Origin of the sequence: Hymenobacter negativus, assembly GCF_016056375.1 — a bacterium.
GTDB classification, from domain to species: Bacteria; Bacteroidota; Bacteroidia; order Cytophagales; family Hymenobacteraceae; genus Hymenobacter; species Hymenobacter negativus_A.
On the sequence record NZ_JAEDAE010000004.1, the window covers coordinates 118,303 to 143,090 of the forward strand.

Genomic DNA, 24,788 nt, shown 5'->3' on the forward strand with positions numbered 1-24,788 from the left:
TCAGGATGATAGACAACTTTCTTCACGCCGCTGCTAGCACTTCCGGGTCATTATTAGCCGGCGAGTTTACTCGCTTGCTGATGATGTATTCCTGCATGGCGGCCGCGTCGTAAGGCTGCAGCAGTTGCTGGTGCGCCGTCAGGCTCAAGCCATCATCCAGCCAGGCCTTTTCGGCGGCGCGGGTGGGCAGGATGACGGGCATTCGGTTGTGAATTTTCGCCATCAGCGCGTTGGGCTCGGTGGTGATGATGGTGAAGGTGGGATGCAGCTCGCCGGTGCTGCGGTCCAGCCACTCGTCCCAGAGGCCGGCGAAGGCGAAGGGCTGCTCGTCGCGCAGCAGGATGCGGTGCGGCACCTTGCCGGCCGGTGTAGCCTGCCATTCGAAGAAACTATCGGCCAATACCAAGCAGCGCCGCCGCTCCAGCAGCTGCCGGAAGCTGGGCTTTTCAGCCAGCGTCTCGGCCCGGGCGTTGATGGGCTTGGGGCCACTGGCCGGGTCCTTGCTCCAGCCGGGCACCAGGCCCCAGTTCAGCAGCTGAATCTGGCCGGGGGCAGTGTTGGTGATGATGGGTAGGCGCTGCGAGGGCGCAGCGTTATAAGTAGTCGGCGCGGACTCCGTGAACTTGGCGTCGAAACGCTGCTCAATGACGGGCGCGGGGGCGATGAAAGTGTAACGGCCACACATGCGGAAAGGCAGGGAATGGAACGGTTAAAACCAGTGTTTATGCACTATTTTAACACTAAACGGCCCTTTATCATTCAGGTTTGTGCCTGAATGATAAAGGGCCGTTTTGCGAATCCGACGATTCACAAAGTTGCTGTTCTACTTGTACAGTTGCTCGTAGTATTCTTTGGCCATGCGGCCCGACTCAAACTCCGGCTCCACATCCTTCATGGCGGTTTTCACCACTTTCAGGAAGTTTTTGGGCTGGTCGTAGTAGAGCGGCAGCACGGTGTTTTCCAGCACGTCGAGCAGGGTGGTGGCTTCTTGGTCGTCCTTCACGTTTTCGGGCAGGTTCTCGTCGGCGTGGGCGATGATGAAGCCGTTTTCGCCATCGCGGCAGAATTCAGGAATCCAACCGTCGGCGATGCTCAGGTTCACGCTGGCGTTCATGGCGGCAGTCATGCCGCTGGTGCCGCTGGCTTCGCGCGGGAAGCGGGGCGTGTTCAGCCAGATATCGGAACCCTTCTTGAGGGCGGCCGACAGGCCCAGCTCGTAGCCAGTGAGCACGGCGCAGTTCTTCAGATGGGCCGTGCGCTTGATGATGTCATTGAACAAGGCCACCGCGCCGAAGTCCTTCGGATACGGCTTGCCGGCCCAAATCATCTGAATCGGGTGCTTGGCATTGTTGGCCAGCTCCACGAAGCGCTCGAAGTGGCGCAGAATCAAATCGGCGCGCTTGTAGCCGGCGAAACGGCGGGCCCACACGATGGTGATGACGTTGGGGTCAAAAATGTTGCCGGTCTGGTCGGCCACAATTTTGAACAGGTCCTTTTTCAGCTCCTGCTTGCGCGCCAGCAGGGCGGCATCGTCCTTGCCTTTGAGGGCGGCCGCCAGCTGCGGGTCGCGCCAGTAGGTGCCGTTCTGGCTGTTGGTGATGGGGATGATGGGGCAGATGCCCTCGTAGTGGCCCCACATTTCGTTGGCCACCGTGCCGTGCACCTTGCTTACGGCGTTGGCCTTGCGCGAGAAGCGCAGCGCGGTGAGCGTGTAGTTGAGCGCATCGCCGGTGCCGATTTGGGCGGTGCGGCGCACTTCTTCCTCCGTCATGGTGCCGAAGAAGGTCATGTCCGTCAGCAGCTTCATGGGGCGCTCCTCGTTGCCGGCCAGTTCGGGGGTGTGCGTGGTGAAGACGAGGCGCTTCTGCACCTCGGCCAGGTCGCGGCCGTGCTTTTCGTAGAGGTAGAAGGCCAGCGGTAGCCCGTGGCCCTCGTTGAGGTGGTACACGTCGGTTTTGCGGCCAAGCACGTCGAGCAGCTTGCCGCCGCCCACGCCCAGCAGGATGCTCTGGGCCACGCGGGCCGCCGAGTCCGGGTCGTAGAGGTGGTGCGAGATGGTGCGCGAGAGGAAGTCGTTTTCGGCAATGTCCGTGGTCAGGAAGAACATCGGCACGGTGCCGAATACTTCCGGGGCCAGGTACAGGGCCTTCACCTGCACATCGGCCCCGTGAATGGTGATGGGGAAGATGATGCCCGTGTCCTGCAGAAACGAATAATGTTTCTGGCGGAACTCAGGGCGCATGCTCTGGTCGGCGTTGCGGTCCTGGTCATAATAGCCGAAGCTCCACAGGATGCTAATACCCACCAGGTTTTGCTTCAGCTCAAAGCCCGAGCGCATGTGCGAGCCGGCTAGGAAGCCGAGGCCGCCGGAGTAGGTTTTCAGGGCCTGGTCGACGGCAAACTCCATCGAAAAGTATGCGGCGGCGGTCTTGAATTTCGCGGCCGGTGTGTAGGGTTTAAAGGTAAAAGCCATTATTGAGGGCTAGGGCGCGGGCCGGAGCGCACGCCGGAATAGAGGTTTCGGGTTGGGAAAAAGAAGGCATGCCGGGAGCATGGCTTTCCTATGAGGGCGCAAGGTCCGAAGCATTCCGGAAAAATCGCAACCGCTTGATATTGAGGCACGATTTAAGCAAACGTTAGCATTCGGCCCAACGCCAACAGTGTCAAGGCAATATCAGCCAGTGTTTTACTGCCAAAATTTCTTCGCGGCTCACGCAAAGGCAGCGCTGCTCAATCTATCGTCCTCGTTGCCGGCCTGGCGCTGCAGAATTGGCTTTGCTGGAGAAGCAGCAATTATGAAGGAATAATTAATTTTTTAATTATAATAACAAATTTTCTGATTTTAATAAAATTCAGTCATTGCAAAAGCATTTAATTGATGATAATTCAAAAAAAGCCACAATCTTTTAACATGTTCTATTGCAATCCGCCCAATTGATTGCTCTAGCTTTGGCGCTTCACTCCCAAATCTTTAACCCATTTCACACCATGCGCATGACACTTTCTGTTCGCTACCTGGTAGCGCCCTTGCTGGGTGCTCTCCTGTTCGCCAGTTGTTCGAAATCGGAGCTAACGCCGGAGGCCCCGGTCGCAGCTACGGCGTTGCAAAATGTATCGGCGCCGGGCTTTCCCGAAGGGTTTGAAACGGGCACCAAAACGGCTTACACCACGGGCAGTGTCACGCTGAGCTCGGGCTCTTGGACGCTGAACGATGCCCTCATCGGCAACACCACGGCCGACGCCAAAACCGGCAGCTGGTCGACCCGGGTGCGCAACAGCGGCTCGCTGAGCATGAACTTCGACCTGACCGGCGGGGCCGGCGTGGTCACGGTGGCGCACGCCCTGTACGGCACCGATGCCAGCGGCACTTGGGAGCTATGGGCCAGCGCCAACAGCGGTAGCAGCTACGCCAAAATGGGCAGCACTATCACCACGAGCAGCACCACGCTGAGCACGGCTTCCTTCACGGTGAACATCGCCGGCAACGTGCGCCTGCAGGTGCGCAAAACCGACGGCAGCACCAACCGCCTGAACTTTGATAACATCACGGTGGAAAGCTACGGCACCGGGGGTGGCGGTGGCGGCACGGGCACCGGCGGCAAGAAATTCCTCTTCGATGCCAGCCACGCCGAGTTGGCCGGCAACGCCGACTGGGCCCTGGACGTGGACAGCGGCATAACGCCACGCTACCCCACCCCGGCCGCGTCGGGCATCACGGCCAGCACTTCAGAAACATATTGGACGGCCGCCCTCTCCTCATGGGGCGTGGCGCTGGTGAAGCTGGGCAACTCGGTGGAAAACCTGCCCTCGGGTACGGCCATCACCTACGGCAACACCTCGAACCCTCAGGATTTGGCGAATTACAACGTGTTCGTGGTTGATGAGCCGAACACGCTGTTCACGACTTCGGAAAAAACGGCCATTGTCAACTTCGTGAAAAACGGCGGCGGTTTGTTCATGATATCGGACCACAACATCTCTGACCGCAACAACGACGGCTACGATTCGCCCGCCATCTGGAATGACTTGATGACCAATAACTCGGTGCAGGCCAACCCCTTCGGCTACAGCATCAACCTCACCAACATCTCGGAAACCACCAGCAACGTGCTGGCCAGCAGCACCAACACCATCCTGAACGGCTCGCAGGGCGCCGTGACGCAACTGAAGTTCTCGAACGGTGCGACGATGACCAAGACCTCGGGCTCGGCCGCCACGCCGCTGATTTGGCAGGGCAGCGCTTCGCAGGGCAATACCAACATCATGTGCCTGAGCAGTACCTACGGCACGGGCCGCGTGGTGTGCATTACCGACTCGTCGCCGGCCGACGACGGCACCGGCAGCGCCGGCAACACCGTGTACCCCGGCTGGACGGAGCTGGCAAGCCACGCCAAGCTGCACATGAACGCCTCGCTCTGGCTCGCTAAGCAGCAGTAAGCTCTTTCGCTGAAGCGAATAGTGAAGGCCCGCTCCCAGGTTTGGGGGCGGGCTTTTTTGTAGGCTTGATATGAACGAAAAATATATTCTAAAAGTGGAAACGGTTGCGCACGAAGCGCCTTCCGGGAAAGCTGTACTTTTGGCCTTAACGTTATTCTTACGCCCTTTTTGCCATGAAATTCCCACAATATTTGCTGCTTGCCACCGGGCTGCTAATGCCGCTGCTCTCGCCGGCCGCAACCGGTGCTGCCGGCCCCGCTGCCACTCCCCGCGCCACCGCGAAGGCCGCCCCCGGCGTGCGCATCGACCCGACTTACTGGTGGGTGGGCATGAAAAATCCCAAGCTGCAGCTGCTGGTGAATGCGCCCGGCATTGCGAGCAGTACGGCCAGCCTAGTCGCTTACCCCGGCGTGACGCTAGACAGCCAGCAGAAGCTGGAAAGTCCTAATTACCTCGTCGTCAACCTCTCCATTGGCCCCGAGGCCAAGCCGGGCCAGCTGAAACTCAATTTTAAAGGCGGCAAGAACCTGACGTACAGCTACGAGCTGCGCACCCGCAACACCGACCCGCAGCGCACGCAAGGCCTCACGCAGGCTGATTTCATCTACATGCTGATGCCGGACCGTTTCTCGAACGGCGACTCGAAGAACGACGTGGTGAAGGGCACCCGCGTGAATCACATTGCCCGCGACTCGATGTACGCGCGTCACGGCGGCGACCTCAAGGGCATTCAGAACCATTTCGATTACTTCAAGAAGCTGGGCGCCACGGCCATCTGGCCCACGCCCATCATCGAAAACGACATGCCGAAGGCCAGCTACCACGGCTACGCGGTGACGGACTGCTACAAAATCGACCCGCGCTACGGCACCAACGCCGAGTACCAGCAGTTCGTGAAAGCCGCACACGCCGACGGCCTGAAAGTGGTGCAGGACATCGTGCTCAACCACTGGGGCAGCTACCACCATTTGTTCCTCGACAAGCCCGCGGCCGACTGGTTCCACGCCTTCCCCAAGTTCACGCGCAGCAATTACAACGCTTTTGCGCTGAACGACCCCTACGGCTCGAAGCGCGACTACACGCTGTTCAACGACGGCTGGTTTGATACTTCGATGCCCGACGTGAACCAGGGCAACCCGCTGGTGGCCACGTACATTATTCAGAACTTTCTGTGGTGGGTAGAAGCCACGGGCATTGACGGCTACCGCATTGATACGTACCCTTATTCGGAGCCGAAGTTCCTGATGCAGTTTGGTCAGGCAACGATGGAAGAATACCCCAAACTGGCGCAGTTTGCCGAAGCCTGGGAGGGCACCGAGGCCGAGCAGGCCTTCTTCGCCCAGAACATTCTGCCGCCGGTGAACGGCTTTAAATCGAACATGCCGGGTCTGCTGGACTTCCAGATTTGCTTCGCGATTTCGGACGCATTGAAAACCGAAAACGGCGACCTGAGCAAGCTCTACCACGCCCTGCAGGCCGACTGGCTGTACGTGGACGCCACCCGCAACGTGCCCTTCCTCGACAACCACGACATGAGCCGCTTCTACTCGGTAATTGGCGAGGATTTCAACAAGTTCAAAACCGGCATTGCCTGGCTGCTCACCTTGCGCGGCACGCCCCAGCTCTACTATGGCACCGAGGTGCTGATGAAGAACTTCTCGAACCCCGACGGCAAGGTGCGCGAGGATTTCCCCGGCGGCTGGGCCGGCGACAAAACCAACTACTTCACCACGCGCCCGAGCGGCCAAGCCGGCGAGGCCTTCGACTACGTGAGCAAGCTGGCGAATTATCGCAAGACGCATCCGGTTTTGAGTTCGGGTAAATTGATGCAGTTTATCCCGCAGGATGGCGTGTACACGTACTTCCGCTACAACGACGCGGGCGAGTGCGTGATGATTATCGCCAACAACACGAAGGACGAAAAGAAAGTGGACGGCACCCGCTTCGCCGAGCGTACCGACGGTTTTTCGTCGGGCGTGGAAGTGGTGAGCGGCGCCACCATCAGCGACCTGAAAACGCTGACCGTGCCCGCCCACACGGCCTGGGTAGTGGAACTGCGCAAATAATCCGGCGGTTCGGTTAAACTGTTCCGCTTGCTGCCCCGGCAGATTTTCTTTCATTGTTGCTAACCCCGTGCGCCCATGACCGACCTTACCGACCAAGTTGCCATCGTCACGGGTGCGAGCCGTGGCATTGGAAAAGCCATTGCCCTGCTGCTGGCGCTGCAAGGAGCCAAAGTAGTGGCAGTGGCCCGCAGCGAAGACGAACTCCTGGACCTGGGCCAGAAGACCCAGGGCCTGTGCATCGTGGCCGACGTTTCGGACGAGCAGGATTCGCAGGACATCATCAACGAAACGCTGCGCCGCTACGGCCGCCTCGACATTCTGGTGTGCAACGCCGGCGTGGGCTCATTCAATGAGCTGGAGCAGTTCGATGCCGCCGAATGGGACCGGATTTTCGATACCAACGTGAAGGGCACTTTCCTGCTCTGCAAGGCTTCCGTGCCGCATTTCAAGGCCCAGAAGCGCGGGCACATCGTGGGCATTACCTCCGATGTAGCCAAGCGCACCTTCGCCCACGGCACGGCCTACGGGGCCAGCAAATTTGCCCAGGATGCCGTGCTGGCCAGCCTGCGCAAGGAAGTGCGCCCGCACGGCATCAAAGTCAGCACCATTTATCCGGGTCTGGTCGATACCTACTTCAACGATACCACGCCCGGCAGCGCGGAGAATGAGAAAACTCACCTCCGCCCTGCCGATATCGCCCAAGCCGTGCGGTATGTGCTGGAGGCCCCCACGCATGTGGTGGTGGATGAACTCATGCTGCACCCCCTCACGCAGGAGTGGTAGAACGTGCCTGAATGACCAAGTGAATTATTTATGCCCATTACCGTGCCCTTCACTCAGTCATTCAGCCACTCAGTCACTCGTTAACTATCTTGCCGCATCATGAAAAAACTGTTGCTGGCCGGCGGCCTTCTCTCTTTGGCTGCTTTCTCGTTGCCCAACCCGCCCGTGGACAAAAAACACCCCAAAGCCACCGACCCGAACACCACTGCTGAGGTTCCGAAGGATAATAAGCTCGTCATTTACCAATTGATGACGCGCCTGTTCGGCAACAAAGTGGCCCTGAATAAGCCCTACGGCACCATCACGGAGAACGGCTGCGGCAAATTCAATGACATTACTGATAAGGCGCTTGATGAAATCAAGGGCATGGGCGTGAGCCACGTGTGGTACACTGGCGTGATTGAGCACGCCACCATGACGGACTACACCAGCGCCGGCATTCCGGCCGATGACGCCGACGTGGTGAAAGGCCGCGCCGGCTCGCCCTACGCCATCAAGGACTACTACGACGTGGCTCCCGACCTGGCCGTGACGGTGAAAAACCGCATGTCGGAGTACGAAGCCCTCATCAAGCGCACCCACGACCACGGCCTGAAAGTTCTCATGGACTTTATTCCGAACCACGTGGCGCGGTCGTACAAGTCGGACGCCAAGCCCCAGGGCGTGGCCGATTTGGGCGCGCAGGACGACAAAACCAAGGCTTTCGCGCCCAACAACAACTTCTACTACCTGCCCGGCAAGGCCTTCGTGGTGCCCGCTAACTATAACCCGCTCGGCCCGCTGAAAGGCCCGCGCGAGGACGGCAAGTACGCCGAAAACCCCGCCAAGGCCACCGGCAACGACGTTTTCTCGGAAGCACCCAGTGTGAACGACTGGTTCGAAACCGTGAAGCTGAACTATGGCGTGGACTACGTGAACGGCCGCAAAACCTACTTCGAGCCCGTGCCCGATACCTGGAAGAAGATGCGCGACATCCTCGTGTTCTGGGCTGGCAAGAACGTGGACGGCTTCCGCTGCGACATGGTGGAAATGGTGCCCGTAGAGTTCTGGGCCTGGGTGATTCCGGAGCTGAAAAAAGTGAAGCCCGGCCTCGTGTTCATCGGCGAAGCCTACAACCCGAAGGAATACCGCACCTACCTGGAGAAGGGCCACTTCGACTTTCTATATGACAAAGTGGGCCTGTATGACGACCTGCGCAAGCTGATGCGCCAGGAAGGCACCACCGAGGACATCACCAAAGTGTGGAAAGAGGAAAGCAATGGCTTCTCCTCTCACATGCTACGCTTTCTGGAAAACCACGACGAGCAGCGCATTGCCTCGCCGGACTTCGCCACCGACCCACGCCGCGCCATTCCGGCCATGGCCGTGACGGCCACGCTGGCCAGCGGCCCGGTAATGCTCTACTTCGGGCAGGAAGTGGGCGAGCCCGGCCGCGGGGCCGAAGGCTTCAGCAGCGAGGACGGCCGCACCAGTATTTTTGACTATTGGGGCGTGCCCGAGCACCAGAAGTGGCTGAATCAAGGCAAGTTCGACGGCGGCAAGCTCAGCCCCGAGCAGAAAAGCCTGCGCGACTACTACCGCCGCCTGCTCACCCTCACCAGCACCAGCGAGGCCATCCGCAAGGGCCGTTTCTACGAGCTGCAGGACGCCAACAACCTGGGCAAAGAGTACAACCAGCGCCACCTCTACACCTACCTGCGCTACACCGATAAGCAGCAGCTGCTCATCGTGGTCAATTTCAGCGCCGACAAAACCTACAAGCCCACCCTCACCATTCCTGCCGAGGCCCTGACGGCCATGGGGTTGAGCACCAAGAAATTCTACACCTACACCGACCTGCTGGCCGAGGCCGAGCCGCGCAACGCCCTCAACCTGACCCTGCCCCCGCTCTCGGCCCAGATTTTCGAGATAAAGTCCCGCTAGTAATGCCCGGCTTTGCCGGCAAGTTGTTAAATTCAATATCCGTTCTGCGCTCATTTGCGGCGCTGGCATTCCACTCTTCTCCTTTATTCCCATGGCTGCTCCCACCGCCGTCGCCACTTCCGCCAGCACCCGCGAAAAACCCCGGCTTAGCTTCTGGCAAATCTGGAACATGAGCTTCGGCTTCCTCGGCATTCAGTTCGGCTTTGCGCTGCAAAACAGCAACATGAGCCGGATTTTTGAGACCATGGGGGCCAAGACCGACGAAATTGCCTTCCTGTGGCTGGCCGCGCCCATCACGGGCCTGCTGGTGCAGCCCGTCATCGGCTACCTGTCGGACCGTACCTGGAGCCCGCGCTGGGGCCGCCGCCGGCCGTTCTTCTTCGTGGGGGCGCTGCTGGCCTCGCTGGCGCTGGTGGTAATGCCCAACGTGACGGCCCTGTGGATGGCCGCCGGCATGCTCTGGATTCTCGATTCGAGCATCAACATTTCGATGGAGCCGTTCCGGGCGCTGGTCGGCGACCTGCTGCCCTCGCAGCAGCGCACCACCGGCTTCGGAGCTCAGACGTTTTTCATCGGCGTGGGGGCAATCGTGGGTTCGTCGCTGCCGTGGATGTTTGCCAACTGGTTCGGCATTTCCAACACACCCGAGCCCGGCCACATCTCGCTTTCGCTGAAGTATGCCTTCTACGTGGGTGGCCTCGTATTCTTCCTGGCCGTGCTCTGGACTATCCTGCGCACCAAGGAATACCCGCCCGAAAACCTGGCCGAGTTCGAGGCCGAAAAGGCCCGCACTGCCGGCTTTGCCAATGGCCTCAAGGAGTCGTTCGAGGGCATTTTCCACATGCCCAAAACAATGCGTCAATTGGCCGTGGTGCAGTTCTTCTCGTGGTTTGCGCTGTTCTCGATGTGGATTTATACCACGCAGGCCGTCACCAGCCACATTTTCCACACCACCGACACCGCGTCGGCGCTTTACAACAAGGGCGGCGACTGGGTGGGCGTGTGCTTCTCGGTCTACAACGGCCTGTCGGCGGTGGTGGCGCTGCTGCTGCCGGTGGTGGCCCGTGCCACCAGCCGCCGCTTCACCCACATGCTGGCCCTTGTGATGGGCGGTTTGGGGCTGATTTCGATTTATTTCATTCAGGACTACCACTACATCCTGCTCTCGATGGTGGGCGTAGGCGTGGCCTGGGCCAGCATCCTGAGCGTGCCCTACGCCATGCTGGCCGGCGCGCTGCCGTCCAACAAAATGGGCTACTACATGGGCGTGTTCAACTTCTTCATCGTGATTCCGCAGGGCGTGGCCGGCCTGGTCCTGGGGCCGCTCACGAAGCACGTGTTCCACGACCAGCCCATCTTCACGCTGGTGCTCGGCGGCGCCTCTATGATAATCGCGGGCCTGCTCACCCTGCGCGTGCACGACGCCGACGACATCCGCCTGCCCGCCGAGCCGGAGCCCGCCGAAACCCTCGGCTACGACGCCCTGGCTCCCGCCAACCCGCAAGTGTAGCGTTTCGAATCAAATGCAAAGAGGCCCGTTTCTTCAATAAGGAACGGGCCTCTTTGCGTAGATTATTCGGAATGAATCAGCTTTTGATAATCATCTCGGCCACCTCGCGGCCGGTAGCCAGCGCGGCATTCAGGGAGGGGTAGGCGGCCCAGTCGCCGCAGCGGTAGAGGGTGTCGGCCAGTTTTAGGGGCTGCTCCACGGGCTGGCCGGGCAGGTACACGGGCAGCGCCGTGGGGATGCGGTAAGTGCGCAGGTGCTCCCACTGCCGGGCGGCCGGGCCAAACCAGGCGGCCAGCTCCTCGCGCAGGCGGGCGGTGAGCTCGGCCTCGCCGAGGCTGCGCTCGTTGTGGGTGCTCACCGACACCAGGGCGCGGCCGGCCGGGGCGTAAGCGCCGCTCACATCGGCGGGGAAGGCCACGTTGTGGGCTAGGCCGGTGGGGGCCGCGTTCAGGCGCAGCAGCTTGTCGTTGCGGCCCGGCGAATGGCCGCCGGGCGTGGCGAAGTAGGTGCACGTAGTGATGCGGGCCGCCGTGGGAATGCCGGCGGGCTGGGCCGGGCGGCCGTCGTCAGGGTTGCCGCTGCGGCCGGCCAACAGGCGCAGGGCGCTCAGGCCATCGGTAGCCAGCACCACGGCCGCGCCGTCCAGCACCTGGCCGGTGGTGAGGCGCACGCGCGAGCCATCCATCACGCCGGCCACCGGGGCGTTGAGGCGCACGGTGCCGGCGGGCAGGCGGGCGGCCAACTGCTCGGGCAGCTGCTGTATGCCCAGGGCGGGCACAGCCGCCTCGCCGGTCACGAACTGCTGGAACACGAACTCGAAGAAGTTGCTGGCCGTGGTCAGCTCCCTATCGAGAAAAACGCCGCCGAAAAACGGCTTGAAAAACGCGTTTATCATCTGCTCACTCCAGCCATAGCGCTGCAGGAAGCTGAGCGTGTCGGTGGCCGGGCGGGCCAGCAGCTCCTCAGGCGTGTACTTGAGCACGTGCCGCACCAGGCTGAGGATGCGCAGCTTATCCGGCAGGGTGCCGATGGGCGATTTGAGCGCTGAAAATGCTGCCAGTGGGGCTTGCAGCGGGTTTTGCAGGGTGGTCTCCTGTCCGTCGGCCAGCCGGATAACGGCTCCGGAGCGGAAGCACTTCAGGTTCAGCGCGCCGTAGTCGAAGATGCGCCGGGCCTCGGGGTAGTTGGTTTGCAGCACCTGAAAGCCCCGGTCGAGCCGGAAGCCGTCGGGGGTGATGTCGGTACGCACGCGGCCGCCCACGGCGTCGGCGGCTTCGAGCACCAGCACGGCGTGGCCGGCGCGGTGCAGCCAGGTGGCGCAGGCCAGCCCGGCCATGCCCGCACCAATAATGATGACGGGTTTGGAATCAGAGGCAGTCATAAAAGAATAGCCGCGGGGGTTTTGCACGGCTGTCCTTCCGTTTCACGGCGCGGGGCGCGAAAGGTTGGGCTTATTATGGTTGCAGAGGGGAGTTTTTTAGCCGCTGTCATCCTGAGCGCAGCGAAGGACCCTCTCACGCCTGCTAAGCTTGCAGCAATCCAACTAATACGAACGTGATAAGGTCCTTCGCTGCGCTCAGGATGACACAACCTTTTATGACCGATGCCAACGACCTTGAAGCCCCTTTTAAAACAGCTTCGGCATCTTGTGCTCCTTCCACTTCTTGCGGGTTTTCATTGTCCAGAATTCGGCCACCCCGGGGCGCTGCAGGCTGAGCTGCCACGCGCCCATGGCCTGCCCCAGCCGGTAACCGGTAGCCTGGTCTTGCGGATATTTCTGCTTGATGAGGGCGTAGTCCGCGGCCGAAATATCCTTGCCCACTTCGCCGTGGCAGCGCAGGCACAACTGATTGTTCAGCACAATGGGCCGCTGGTAGAAAAACACTTCCTGCGACAGCCGCTTGATGGTGCGCACCGTGTCGGGGTGCATTTCCTCGGCCAATAGCGGCACCTGATGGGCGGGGTTGCGCGGCCGTTCGCTCACGCGGTGGGCCGTGGCCTTGAGCACGCCGGCCAAGGAATCAACGGCGCCGTAGGTTTCGGGCTGGCAGAACGCCAGAGCGCGGGCCACACCGCCGCGGGCCAGCTCGCGGGCCAGGGTACGGCGCAGCAGCGAGTCGGCAGTGGCGGTGAGGGAGTCGCCGGCCCAGCGGGTGGCGTGTAGCAGGTCGCGGGGCATGATGCGCTTCACCTCCCAGTTTTCGGCCTCGATGCCGATGCGCTTGCTGTCCTTGAGGTGCTCCACTTGGTCGGGACGGCAGGCCGCAAAGGCCAGGGCCAGCGTGGGCAGCGCAATTTTACAGAGCAGGTTGTTCACGAATGCGGGCATTGGGCTGATTTTATACAAAGGTCCGAACCGCTGCCCCAATGGCCCAAGCCGCAGCCCAGCTACATCAGGTAGGCTTTCAACTCCTCGTAGTTAACCGCCAGCGGCACGCTTCGTTTGGTGCGGCCCTGCAAGGCCTGCACCACGGCCGGCAGCTCAATGGCCCGGCCGAGGATGGGCTCTACCACGTCGGGAAACTTCACGGGATGAGCCGTGGCCAGAATCAGGCCCGCCGCGCCGCCGTGTTGGGCCTGGTAGCGGCGCAGCGCCGCGTAGGCCACCGCGCCGTGCGGGTCGAGCAGATAGTCGTCGCGCTCCCATACCTGCCGGATGGCGGCCACGGTTTCGGCATCGGTCACGGTATCGGCGCTGAGGGCGGCGCGCAGCCTGGTCAGGTCGTTGTCGAACAGCTCCAGAATGCGCACAAAGTTACTGGGGTTGCCCACGTCCATGGCGTTGGAGAAGGTGGGCACGGCCGGGCGGGGGGTGAAGGTGCCTGTGCGCAGGTACACCGGCACCGGCTCGTTGGCATTGCAAGCCGCGATGAAACGCCCCAGCGGTAGCCCCGATGCCTGCGCCAGCAGCCCCGCGCACAGGTTGCCGAAGTTGCCGCTCGGCACCGAAACTACCGGCGCGGCGGCCCCCACCGGCCACTGCTGCATGGCAAAGCAATAGTAAAGCTGCTGCGGCAGCCACCGCGCCACGTTGATGCTGTTGGCCGAAGTCAGGAAGCGCTTTTTAGCTAGTTCCTCGTCCAGAAAGGCCTGTTTCACCAGCGCCTGGCAGTCGTCGAAGGTGCCGGCCACTTCCAGCGCCGTAATGTTCTGGCCCAGCGTGGTGAGTTGCTGCTCCTGCACCGGACTCACCTTCCCGGCGGGGTACAATATCACTACTTCCACGCCCGGCACGCCCAGAAAACCGCTGGCCACGGCCCCGCCGGTATCGCCGCTGGTGGCCACCAGCACGGTCACGGGCGGCGTGTCGCCGCGCTGCGCGAAGTAGCCCAGGCAACGGCTCATAAACCGCGCCCCAACGTCCTTAAACGCCAGCGTCGGCCCGTGAAACAACTCCAGCGCCGACACCTCCGCCGTCACCGGCACCAGCGGAAACTCGAAATCCACCGCCTCGGCGCAGATGCGCTGCAAATCGGCCTCGGCAATGGTGCTGCCCACGTAGGGTCGCATCACGTTGAAGGCCACCGTGGCCTTGCTCAACCCCCGCAGCTCGCGCAGGAACCCGGCCGGAAACTTCGGGATGGTTTCGGGAAAATACAGGCCGCCATCTGGTGCCTGCCCGGTAACGGTGGCGGTGCGAAAATCAACCGGGGGCGACTGGTGGCGGAGGCTGTAGTATTTCATTGGTTGTTAATTCTGGTAATCATCTGTCATCCTGGGCGCAGCGAAGGTCCTTCGCTGCGCCCAGGATGACAGATGAATTTATTTACTCCTCCGCCACCACCCGCGCCCCCGTGGTGCCCACCGGCCCCACGTACACATTGCATTCAATCTGCAGCTCCGCGAACACGCTGCCCAGAGCTGCGCCCACGTCCTGCGCCGTGGCCTCCGTCCGGTTCAGCATAAAAATCGACGGTCCCGAACCCGAAATGCCCCCCCCAATGGCGCCGGCGGCCAGCGCCCGCGTCCGCGCCTCGGCCAGGCCGGGGATGAGCGGCAGGCGCGCCGGCTCCACAATGTAGTCGTCGAGCGAGCGGCCGATGAGGTCGTAATCGGCCATCATGAAGCCGGCGGTCAGGCCCGCCACGTTGGCCCACTGCCGCACGGCGAGGCCCAGCGGCACGGTGGCCGGCAGCACTTTGCGCGAGTCGCTGGTTTTCAACTCAATCTGCGGGTGCACCACGGCTACCCACAGCGGCGGCGCGGGCAGGGCAATGATGTCAATGGCCGGTTCCAGAGCCCGCACCACCGTAAACCCGCCAAAAATGGCCGGCGCGATGTTGTCGGCGTGGCGCGCGCCGGAGGCCACGGCCTCCCCTTCCATCGCAAAATCCACCAGCTGCATTTTGCTGAAGCGGTTGCCCAGCAGCGCATTAGCCGCCACCACCGCGCCGGCCGCACTGGCGGCACTGCTGCCCACCCCGCTGCCCGGCTTGATGCCTTTGGTTATTTCCATGTCGAATCCCACGGCCTCCGGCACCTGCTTCAACAGCGCCAGCAGGGCCACGCCAGCCACGTTGTGCAGCGGGTCGGTGGGCAGGTTATACGGGTCGTGGTGACGGATGCGAATGCCCGGCTCGGCGCTGCGCGTGAGGCGAATGGTGTCGTAAGGCGCGGCCAGCGACAGGCCGAAAACATCGAAGCCGCAGCCCAGATTAGAGAGCGTGGCGGGGGAATGAACGAGAACGGAATCAGGCATAGAGCTCAGTGAACAGTTATCAGTGAGCAGTTATCAGCGAGCGGTTTTATTGATGACTGCTCACTGATAACTGCTCACTGAATTTTTACAACCTCGCGGCGCGGATAATATCGGCAAACACGCCCGAGGCGGTGACCTCCGCGCCAGCCCCGGCACCTTTCACCACCAGCGGCTGGTCCACGTAGCGGTCGGTGTGGAAGAGCACCACGTTGTCCTTGCCGCGCAGGTCGTACAGGTCGTGGCCGGACGCTACCTGCTGCAGGCCCACGGCGGCGCGCCCATCGGCGTAGCGGGCCACGAATTTCAGGCGCTTGCCAGCGGCAGCAGCGGCATCGTAGAGGGCGCGGAAGTGCGCTTCGTGCGCCGCCATCTGCGTGTAGAAGGCTTCCACATCACCATCGAGGCAGGCGGGCGGCAGGAAGGTTTCGATTTCGATGTCCGCCATTTCCATTATCTGGCCGGCTTCGCGGGCGAGGATGAGGATTTTGCGGGCCACGTCGGAGCCGCTCAGGTCGAGGCGCGGGTCGGGCTCGGTATAGCCTTCGGCCTGGGCCTGGCGCACCACCTCGGCAAAAGGGCGGCTGCCATCGTAGTTGTTGAACACGAAGTTGAGCGTGCCCGAGAGCACGGCTTCCATGCGCCGTACCACATCGCCGCTGCGCGTGAGGTCGTTGAGTGTGCCAATGATGGGCAGGGCCGCGCCCACGTTGGTTTCAAACAAATAGCTGGCGTTGAATTCCTTCGACAGGCTTTTGAGACGGGCGTAATGCGCGTAGTCCGACGAGGCGGCCACCTTATTACACGCCACAATGGCCACGCTCTTGGCCAGCAAGTCGGCGTAGATGCCGGCGGCGACCGGGTTGGCCGTCACGTCCACGAAGATGGAATTGCGCAGGTTGCGGGCGATGACGAGTTGCGTGAATTCCTCCAGCGTCTGGGCCGGAGCTTGGGCCAGCTCTTCGGGCCAGGCGGTGAGGTCGAGGCCATTTTCATCCACCAGGCAGTGGCGGCTGTTGGCAATGGCCACCACGCGCACCTGCAGGCCCAGCTTCTCCAGCAGGTGCGACTGCTGCCGTGCCAGCTGCTCCAGCAGTTTGCTGCCCACGTTGCCGGGACCGAGGATGAACAGGTTGACCTGCTTCTTGGTGGCTTCGAAAAAGGCCTCGTGCAGCACGTTAATGGCCTTGCGCACATCGGCAGCCCGAATCACGGTCGAAATATTCTTCTCCGACGCGCCCTGTGCGATGGCCCGGATGTTCACCCCGTTCTGCCCCAGCGCACCAAACAGCTTGCCGCTGATGCCGGGGTGGTTTTTCATGTTATCACCCACCAGCGCCACGATGGCGAGGTCGGTTTCAGGCCATAGCGGCTCGATGCGGCCGGCCGCGATTTCCGTCGCAAACTCCTCATCCACCACGGCCTGGGCAGCGGCGGTGTCCTGGCTGTTGACGCCCACGCAAATCGAATGCTCCGACGAGCTTTGGGTGATGAGCACCACGTTGATTCGCTCGCGGGCCAGCGCGGCAAACAGCCGCTGCGAAAAGCCCGGCACGCCCACCATGCCGCTGCCCTCCAGGTTTAGCAGCGTCAGGTTGCCAATGCTGGAAATGCCTTGCACGACAGCGGCGGGCCGGGGCGGGCTCACCTCGACCAGCGTGCCGTAGTCGTCGGGGGCGAAGGTGTTTTTAATCCAGAGCGGAATGCCGCGCTGCATGACGGGCTGAATGGTAGGCGGATACAGCACCTTCGCGCCGAAGTGCGACAGCTCCATGGCCTCCTGATACGAAATGCGGGCAATGGGCCGGGCGCTGCGCACAAGGCGCGGGTCAGCCGTCATCATCCCGCTCACGTCGGTCCAGATTTCCAGCACTTCGGCATCGAGGGCGGCGGCCAGTAGGGCGGCCGTATAGTCGGAGCCGCCGCGGCCCAGCGTGGTGGTGGTGCCGTGGGCATCGGCGGCAATGAAGCCGGGCACTATCCACGAGTCGCCGGGGTACCGGGCCTGAAAGTCCTTCACCAATCGGCCGGTGGCGGCGATGTCTACTTCCGCATTGCCAAAGCGCGAGTTGGTACGAATGAGTTGGCGCGTGTCGGCCCACACGGTATCGGGCCAGAAGCTATGGAAATGCAGCTCTACCAGTTGCGACGACAGCAGCTCACCGTAGCTCACCAGCCGGTCCAGGGTGCGGCTCGACAGCTCCTGAAGCGACGCGATGCCGTCGCACAGCCGGTGCAGCTCCAGAAAGGCGTCCGTAATCAGGGCGGCAGCGGTATCCAGCGGCGCGGGTGGCAGCTGCAGTTCTTCGGCTGCAGTGAGGTGGCGCTGCTCTAGCTGCTGCAGAATCTCCTGATACGCCAGGTCGCCCGTTTCCGCCGTGCGGCCTGCCTTAATCAGCGCATCGGTGGTGCCGCCCAGTGCCGACACGACCATTACCACCGGTCCCTTTTCGAGAGCCTTCATGGCGATGACGCAGCTTTTATCAATATTCGCAGCAGAGGCCACCGACGTGCCTCCGAATTTCAACACTTGCATTGCAGTTTTCTGGTTGGTGAAAGTGGGGTACCGCTTGGGTGGGAAGTGCGAAACCAGAAGAGCTTAGGAGAAGAAGCGGAGACGCCAGCGAGCGTCAGGAAGAGTTGTTTGGCGGAGCCGGCACCGGGCCGGAGTAGCTGTGCTACGCCAACTTCCAATCCCGGCCACGCCCAGGCAGACGGGCGCAATGTAGGGCGCGCCGGGGCCATTTCCCGCATCCGTTCGGCGGTTTGTTGGGCGTGCCGGGCCGTTGGTGGCATTGGCCGGGCGAAGTCCGCGAACCAACGTGCTGAATAGCGGTGTTTAGAATCCGTATCTTTGCCCACTATCTGATTATTTCCCGAACACCCGATGCTCGATAAACTAGAAGCCATCAACCAGCGCTACGAAAACGTCAACGAAGAGCTGATGCAGCCCGACGTGATGTCGGACCTGAAGCGCTATAAGTCCCTGAACAAGGAATACAAAGAGCTGGGCAAGATTGTGGCCGAGTACCGCAACTACCAACAGGTGCTCAGCAACATCGAAAATGCCCGCGAGGTCATTGCCACCGAAAAGGACCAGGACTTCCGCGAGATGGCCAAGGCCGAGCTCGACGAGCTGATGCCCGAGCAGGAGCGCCTCGAAGAAGTCATCAAAGACCTGCTGCTGCCCAAGGACCCCAACGACTCGAAAGACGTCATCATGGAAATCCGGGCCGGCGCGGGCGGCGACGAAGCCGCCATTTTCGCCGGCGACCTGCAGCGCATGTATATGCGCTTCGCCGAAAAGCAGGGCTGGAAAATGGAGCTCATCGATGCCATGGAAGGCACTGCCGGCGGCTACAAGGAAATCATCGTGGCCGTGCGCGGCGAAGACGTGTACGGCAAGCTCAAGTTTGAGAGCGGTGTGCACCGCGTGCAGCGCGTGCCGGCCACCGAAACGCAGGGCCGCATCCACACCAGCGTGGCCTCGGTGGTGGTGATTCCGGAAGCCGAAGAATTCGACGTGGAGCTGAACATGAGCGACATCCGCAAGGACTATTTCTGCTCCAGCGGCCCCGGCGGCCAGTCCGTAAACACCACGTACTCGGCCGTGCGCCTCACCCACCTGCCCACCGGCCTCGTGGCCCAGTGCCAGGACCAGAAGTCGCAGCTCAAAAACTTCGACAAAGCCCTGGCCGTGCTCCGCTCCCGTGTGTACGAGATGGAGCTGGCCAAAAAGAACGAAGCCGACGGTGCCGTGCGCAAAAACATGATTGGCGGCGGCGACCGTTCCGATAAAATCCGCACCTATAACTACCCACAGGGCCGCGTGACGGACCACCGCATCGGCTACACGGTGTACAACCTGGCCAGCGTGGTGGAGGGCAACGTGGACGACTTCGTGGAGCAGCTCCGCCTGGCCGACAGCGCCGAGCGCCTGCAGGAAGGCGTGACGAAGTAAGCCCGGCGCGGGGCTGGCACGTGCCGGCCCCGCCGCCTCGGTTGCAATACTCTTCCGGCTTTATCGTTTCTCCTGGGCAATCCATGCCCTCGCCACTGCTTATGCGCCACCTCTTCTCGTTGCTTCTGGTTTTGAGTTGTTTGCTCTCCTTCCTGCCCGGCTGCGAGCCGAAAGAAGATTTGGTGCAAACCTCCGGCAGCCTGGCGTTTGCCACCGACACGGTTAAGTTTGACACGGCGTTTACCACTATCCAAACGGTGACGAAACGCCTGTGGGTGTACAACCGCAACAGCGGCGCGGTGAAAACCGATGTGAGCCTGGCCGGCAAGCTGGGCACCACCTACTCGCTGCTCATCAACGGCGATGCCGGCCCGAGCATCAGCGGCATCACCATTCGGGGCAAGGACAGCCTGCTGGTGCTGGTGCGCGCCGTGCTGGGCGACAACGGCAAGGACAAGCCTTTCCTGCTGGAAGACCAGGTGAATTTCCGCACCAACGGCAACGAGCAAAACGTGAAAGTGGTGGCTTACGGCCAGAATGCCTACTTCCACCGCGCCGACTATATCACCGCCAACACGACCTGGCGTACCGACAAGCCCCACGTCATCATTAATGCTAACCGGGTACTGAACCCGCAACAGCCGGCCGTTTCATTTGGGGTGCTTGTGGGCGAAGGCGTCACGCTGACCATTCCCAAAGGCGCGCGCATCTACTCTCACGCCGGCTCCTACATTCAGGTGAATGGTACGTTGCGGGTCAACGACGATTTCGTGCCCGGCACCGGTGCTACTGATACGGTGAAGGCTAAAAACCTCAACATCGTGCGTTTTCAGGGTGACCGATTGGAGCCGTTCTACGCCGACATTCCCAGCCAGTGGGGCGGCATCATTTTCACCGGTACCAGCCGCAACAACAGTATTCGCTACGCCGAAATCAAGAATGCCACGTTCGGCGCCTTGCTCTACAATCGCGACGCATTGCCCACCCATCCCACGCTGGCGCTGAGCAACACCGTTTTTCGAAATATCTCCGGGTCGAATGTCTCCTTCGCCAATGCCAACCCCGGCACCGGCGGCGGCGTCATCAGCTATTCCGGCGATGTTACGGCTACCAACTGCCTCTTCACCAACTGCGGCGAATATGCCATGGTGGGCATCGGCGGTACCTACGACCTGAACTTCTGCACCGTTGCCAACTACACGCCCGCTTTCCGGCGAGAAACTTCGTCCCTCACGTTCACCAACGTGGACGACGCCCTGAAAAACCCGCCGAAGCTGCCCACCAGCGTCACCATCCGCAACTCCATCGTGTGGGGCTCTTTTGAGGACGAGCTGTATTTGCAGAACAACGCCGACTATCTGTCCAACATCACGGTGCAAAACTCGCTGCTTCGCACCAAGGAATACCAAGCCACCACAGATGCTGTCGGCAAGCCCGGCCTGGCGCTGGCCGCCCGCGCCAACATCGTCAACGCAGACCCGCTGTTTGTTCGCACATCGCTCACCAGCAGCCAGCCCGATTACAGCCTGCAGGCCGCTTCGCCCGCTACCTCGCCCCGCCGGCCCAAAGCCGTTGGCTCGCCGGTGCCGCTCCGCGACCTCATCAACCTGCCGCGCAACAACCCGAGTATGCCCAGTCTGGGCGCTTACGAGCACAAATAATCAGGCCAAACCTGCCTACTCCACCCGCCCGGCCGCCGAATAGCGCAACGAGTCGAACAGCACCAGCTTCTGGGTTCCCACCACTTCGTAGGCGCGCAGCTGGCCATTCTCCAGTTGCATGCGCAGTTGCTTTTGGGCCGAGAACAGCGGATTATCCTGCACGATGGTGGCCGCAATTTCCTGCGGCACCGTGCCCCGCTGCACCACCGTCAGGCTGGTTACGGGCGCATTGGGCTGGCCCGGCCGGCGCGTGTAGGTGCGGCGCATTGCCCCACCGGCCAGCGCCACCGAATCCACGGCGTAGGCCCCGCGCAGGGCAGCCTTGTTGATGTCAGCCTGAAAGAAAATCTGAAGCTCGTCGTTCCATTTCACGGCGGGCACGCGCACGGTTTCGGGCGCGTTGCCGCGCAGGCTCACGTGCTTGGTCACGGCGGCGTGCCGTTGCTCTAGCTGTGCCACCTGCTGCGTGAGCAGGCCTTTCACATCGAAATACAGCGGGCGGCGGGCAGCGGGCGCGGCCGGGCCGGCCTCGCCGCAGCCCCCCAGCAGCACTAAGCCCGCCGCCAGCGCGCCTATTGCCAGGCGATGCTTACGCATTCGGGGCAAGGCTAGGCCGCAGGATGCTCTGGCCCGTCATCTCGGCCGGCTTAGGCACGCCCATTAGCTCCAGAATGGTGGGGGCCAGGTCGCCCAGCTTGCCATCGGCCAGGGCACCGCGGTAGTCGTTGTCGACCAGAATGCAGGGCACCAGGTTGGTGGTGTGGGCGGTGTTGGGCGAGCCGTCGGCGTTGCGCATGAACTCGGCGTTGCCATGGTCGGCGATGATGATGCTGGCGTAGCCGGCGGCTAGCGCGGCTTCTACCACGGCACGGGCGCAGGCGTCGGTGGTTTCCACGGCCTTCACCACGGCCTCGAACACGCCGGTGTGGCCCACCATGTCAGGGTTGGCAAAGTTCAGCACCACAAAATCGGCCGATTTAGCTTGCAGTTCCGGCACCAGCGCATCGCGCAGTTCGGCGGCGCTCATTTCGGGCTGCAGGTCGTAAGTCGCCACTTTGGGCGAGGCCCGCAGGATGCGCGTTTCGCCCGCAAACTCATTTTCCCGGCCACCCGAGAAGAAGAACGTGACGTGCGGGTACTTCTCGGTTTCGGCAATACGAATCTGGGTTTTGCCGTAAGCCGCCAGCACCTCGCCCAGCGTGTTGTTCAGGTTGTCCTTCTCAAAAATGGGCGTCACGCCCACGAAGGTGTCGTCGTAGTTGGTCAGCGTGAGGTAATGCAGGTTAAGGCGCTGCATCTGGAAGGCGTTCATGTCCTGCTGCGTCAGCACTTCCGTGATTTCGCGGCCCCGGTCAGTGCGGAAGTTGAAGCACAGCACCACGTCGCCCTCCTGAATGGTGGCCAGCGGCTGGCCGTCGGCCCCAGTCTTCACAATCGGCTTCAGGAACTCATCCGTCACGCCTTCTTTGTACTGCTCCTGAATGGTCTGAATCAGGTTCTGCGAAGGCGTGCCGATGCCATTCACCAGCAGGTCGTAGGCCACTTTCACCCGCTCCCAGCGGCGGTCGCGGTCCATGGCATAGTAGCGGCCCACCACCGAGGCGATTTTGGCCCCGCTGCGCACCATCGATTCTTCCAGCTCGTTCACGAAGCGCACGCCGCTCTTGGGGTCGGTGTCGCGCCCGTCGGTGAAGGCGTGCACGAACACGCGCCGCACGCCCGCCTCGTGGGCAATGGTGCAAAGCGCCTTCACGTGGTCGATGTGTGAGTGCACGCCACCATCGGAAAGCAGGCCGATGAGGTGCAGCGGTTTGTCATTGGCAATGGCGTAGTCGAAGGCTTTCACCAGCGCGGGCATCTGGCCCAGCTTGCGCTCCCGAATGGACTTGCCGATGCGCACCAGCTCCTGGTCGACCACGCGGCCGGCCCCGATGTTCATGTGCCCCACTTCGGAGTTGCCCATCTGGCCTTCGGGCAGGCCCACGGCCTCGCCCGACGCCTGCAAGGTGCTGTGCGGAAACCGCTGCAACAGCTCGTGGTAGAACGGCGTACTAGCCGCGTCTACTGCCGAAACTGCCGTGTTCGGAGCAATGCCCCACCCATCCAGAATTACCAATAATACCTGCTTATTCATGGCGCAAAGATACGGCGGGGCTGCGCCTCTGGTTGAAATTTTCTACCTTCGCACCCGCTTTAAGTTGGGGCAATTTTCAGCTTTGCGCAGGCCTGCTCAAAGTCGTTGATTACTTCCTGGCACCATTTTCGCTTGTTACTTTCCGCGTATGACGCACTTATTACCCGTATAATGAAACGCTATTTAATTAGGACTCTATTCATCGGATGGCTGTTCCTGCTCGGTTCTGTCGCGGCTCACGCGCAGGCCGATAACCTCGGAGCCGTTCGGTCGGCATTGCGCAACGGCTCTTCCCGCGAATTGTCGCAATATTTTGCCGCTACCGTAGAAATTGGTTTCGAAGGCGATAGGCAGGGCTACAACGCTACCCAGGCCGAAATAGTCATCAAGGATTTTTTCGGCAAAAATGCCCCCAGCACCTTTGAGTTTATTCATCAGGGCGAAAGCCAGGAGCACATTCAGTACGCCATTGGCCGCTACACCGGCCGTAACGGCACCTACCGCGTGTATGTTAAGCTCAAGCCCTCACGCGGCGCGCCGGTAATTGACACGCTGGAGTTCACGAAAGAATAACCTTAGCCCCGGCCCGCACAGGCCGGGGCTTTTTCGTGGGAATCTTCTGCTTTACTGGCCGACGCAAGGGCCGTACCTTTGCGCCGTGCAAACTCCCTCCGCTGCCTATTCTTATCTCACGCCCGAGGCGCTGACCACCTTCATCCGCACGGCTCTGGCCGAGGACGTGGGCGACGGCGACCATTCGGCGCTGGCTTCCATTCCGGCCGACGCCCGCAACCGCGCCCAGCTGCTGGTAAAAGGCGAAGGCCTGCTGGCCGGCATGGCCCTGGCCCCGCTCATCTTCAAGGAAGTGGATGCCTCGCTGGTATTTACGCCCCTGCTCGCCGATGGCGACCTCGTGAAGCACGGCGACATTGCCTTCACCGTGGAAGGCCCGGCCCGCAGCATCCTCACGGCCGAGCGCCTGGTACTCAACTGCATGCAGCGCATGAGCGGCATCGCCACCTACACGGCGCACCTGAACACGCTCATCGCTGGTACCTCGGCCAAGCTGCTCGACACCCGCAAGACTACGCCCAATTTCCGCATCTGCGAGAAGTGGGCTGTGCTCATCGGCGGCGGCGTGAACCACCGCTACGGGCTGTTTGACATGATTATTCTCAAGGATAACCACGTTGACTACTCCGGCGGCATTGCGCAGGCCATCGCGGCCACCCACGACTACCTGGAAAAAACCGGCCGGCGGCTGCCCATCGAAATCGAAACCCGCTCGCTCGATGAAGTGCAGCAGGCGCTCGACGCAGGCGGCATCGACCGCATCATGCTCGACAACATGAGCCCCGACCAGCTGCGCGAGGCCGTGGCCCTCATCGCCGGCCGCTTCCCGACGGAGGCCAGCGGCGGCATCACCGAGAAAACCATTGCCGAAGTGGCCCGCACGGGTGTTGACTACATTTCGGTGGGCGCGCTCACGCACTCTGTCAAGAGCCTGGATTTAAGCCTAAAAGCGTATTAAAACGAATGTGGAGAATGTGCTGATGTGGAAATGTGTTGCACTGTAGACCATTCCACCTCTTTGCAGCTAAGACATTTTCACATTTC

The 24,788-nt window shown here is 61.6% G+C and carries 18 protein-coding genes; 9 read left to right on the forward strand and 9 right to left on the reverse strand.

Going from position 1 to position 24,788, the window contains the following annotated elements:
• Positions 1–22: 22 nt before the first annotated feature.
• Positions 23–685, reverse strand: coding sequence for an SOS response-associated peptidase (locus I7X13_RS11155; RefSeq protein ID WP_198075562.1), 663 nt, complete (start codon positions 683–685; stop codon positions 23–25).
• A gap of 138 nt (positions 686–823) precedes the next feature.
• Positions 824–2,473, reverse strand: a complete 1,650-nt coding sequence (glgP, locus tag I7X13_RS11160; RefSeq protein ID WP_198075563.1) for an alpha-glucan family phosphorylase — start codon at positions 2,471–2,473, stop codon at positions 824–826.
• Between the two features lie 521 nt (positions 2,474–2,994).
• Between glgP and I7X13_RS11165 the strand changes: the two genes are divergently transcribed.
• From I7X13_RS11165 to I7X13_RS11185, 5 genes are all read left to right on the forward strand, one after another.
• A complete protein-coding gene (locus I7X13_RS11165) occupies positions 2,995–4,437 on the forward strand; it encodes a hydrolase (protein WP_233454761.1) in 1,443 nt (480 codons plus the stop codon).
• 173 nt (positions 4,438–4,610) lie between these two features.
• Positions 4,611–6,503: an alpha-amylase family glycosyl hydrolase gene (locus I7X13_RS11170; RefSeq protein ID WP_233454762.1), complete on the forward strand. Its 1,893-nt coding sequence runs from the start codon at positions 4,611–4,613 to the stop codon at positions 6,501–6,503.
• 75 nt (positions 6,504–6,578) lie between these two features.
• Entirely contained in the window at positions 6,579–7,286 is a 708-nt protein-coding gene (locus I7X13_RS11175) for an SDR family oxidoreductase (protein ID WP_198075565.1), read from the forward strand.
• 99 nt (positions 7,287–7,385) lie between these two features.
• Positions 7,386–9,209, forward strand: coding sequence for an alpha-amylase family protein (locus I7X13_RS11180; protein WP_198069333.1), 1,824 nt, complete (start codon positions 7,386–7,388; stop codon positions 9,207–9,209).
• 91 nt (positions 9,210–9,300) lie between these two features.
• Entirely contained in the window at positions 9,301–10,719 is a 1,419-nt protein-coding gene (locus I7X13_RS11185; RefSeq protein WP_198075566.1) for an MFS transporter, read from the forward strand.
• A gap of 76 nt (positions 10,720–10,795) precedes the next feature.
• On the opposite strand, the gene I7X13_RS11190 is transcribed toward I7X13_RS11185, so the two are convergent.
• The 5 genes from I7X13_RS11190 to thrA form a co-directional block, all read right to left on the reverse strand.
• Positions 10,796–12,100: a protoporphyrinogen/coproporphyrinogen oxidase gene (locus I7X13_RS11190; RefSeq protein WP_198075567.1), complete on the reverse strand. Its 1,305-nt coding sequence runs from the start codon at positions 12,098–12,100 to the stop codon at positions 10,796–10,798.
• Positions 12,101–12,346: 246 nt separating this feature from the next.
• Positions 12,347–13,048, reverse strand: coding sequence for a c-type heme family protein (locus I7X13_RS11195; protein WP_198075568.1), 702 nt, complete (start codon positions 13,046–13,048; stop codon positions 12,347–12,349).
• 59 nt (positions 13,049–13,107) lie between these two features.
• The gene (gene thrC / locus I7X13_RS11200) at positions 13,108–14,403 is read right to left on the reverse strand and encodes a threonine synthase (RefSeq protein WP_198069337.1); all 1,296 of its coding nucleotides are present in this window, start codon (positions 14,401–14,403) and stop codon (positions 13,108–13,110) included.
• A gap of 82 nt (positions 14,404–14,485) precedes the next feature.
• A complete protein-coding gene (locus tag I7X13_RS11205; RefSeq protein WP_198075569.1) occupies positions 14,486–15,418 on the reverse strand; it encodes a homoserine kinase in 933 nt (310 codons plus the stop codon).
• Between the two features lie 85 nt (positions 15,419–15,503).
• Positions 15,504–17,951, reverse strand: coding sequence for a bifunctional aspartate kinase/homoserine dehydrogenase I (gene thrA, locus I7X13_RS11210; RefSeq protein WP_198075570.1), 2,448 nt, complete (start codon positions 17,949–17,951; stop codon positions 15,504–15,506).
• Between the two features lie 351 nt (positions 17,952–18,302).
• On the opposite strand from thrA, the gene prfA reads away from it, so the two are divergent.
• Together prfA and I7X13_RS11220 are read left to right on the forward strand one after the other, a co-directional pair.
• On the forward strand, positions 18,303–19,376 hold the full coding sequence (gene prfA / locus I7X13_RS11215) for a peptide chain release factor 1 (protein WP_198069340.1): 1,074 nt from the start codon (positions 18,303–18,305) through the stop codon (positions 19,374–19,376).
• 101 nt (positions 19,377–19,477) lie between these two features.
• Entirely contained in the window at positions 19,478–21,037 is a 1,560-nt protein-coding gene (locus I7X13_RS11220; RefSeq protein WP_198075571.1) for a hypothetical protein, read from the forward strand.
• A gap of 15 nt (positions 21,038–21,052) precedes the next feature.
• Here I7X13_RS11220 and I7X13_RS11225 read toward each other — a convergent pair whose 3' ends face one another.
• Positions 21,053–21,634, reverse strand: coding sequence for a hypothetical protein (locus tag I7X13_RS11225; protein ID WP_198075572.1), 582 nt, complete (start codon positions 21,632–21,634; stop codon positions 21,053–21,055).
• On the reverse strand, positions 21,627–23,171 hold the full coding sequence (gene gpmI / locus I7X13_RS11230) for a 2,3-bisphosphoglycerate-independent phosphoglycerate mutase (RefSeq protein ID WP_198069343.1): 1,545 nt from the start codon (positions 23,169–23,171) through the stop codon (positions 21,627–21,629). Before gpmI ends, I7X13_RS11225 begins: the two co-directional genes overlap by 8 nt.
• Before the next feature lie 171 nt (positions 23,172–23,342).
• On the opposite strand from gpmI, the gene I7X13_RS11235 reads away from it, so the two are divergent.
• Complete coding sequence (locus I7X13_RS11235; protein ID WP_198069344.1) at positions 23,343–23,744, forward strand: DUF4783 domain-containing protein; 402 nt, start codon at positions 23,343–23,345, stop codon at positions 23,742–23,744.
• 85 nt (positions 23,745–23,829) lie between these two features.
• Positions 23,830–24,702 carry a carboxylating nicotinate-nucleotide diphosphorylase gene (gene nadC, locus I7X13_RS11240; protein WP_198075573.1) on the forward strand — a complete coding sequence of 291 codons (873 nt, stop codon included), beginning with the start codon at positions 23,830–23,832 and terminating at the stop codon, positions 24,700–24,702.
• Positions 24,703–24,788 lie beyond the last annotated feature (86 nt).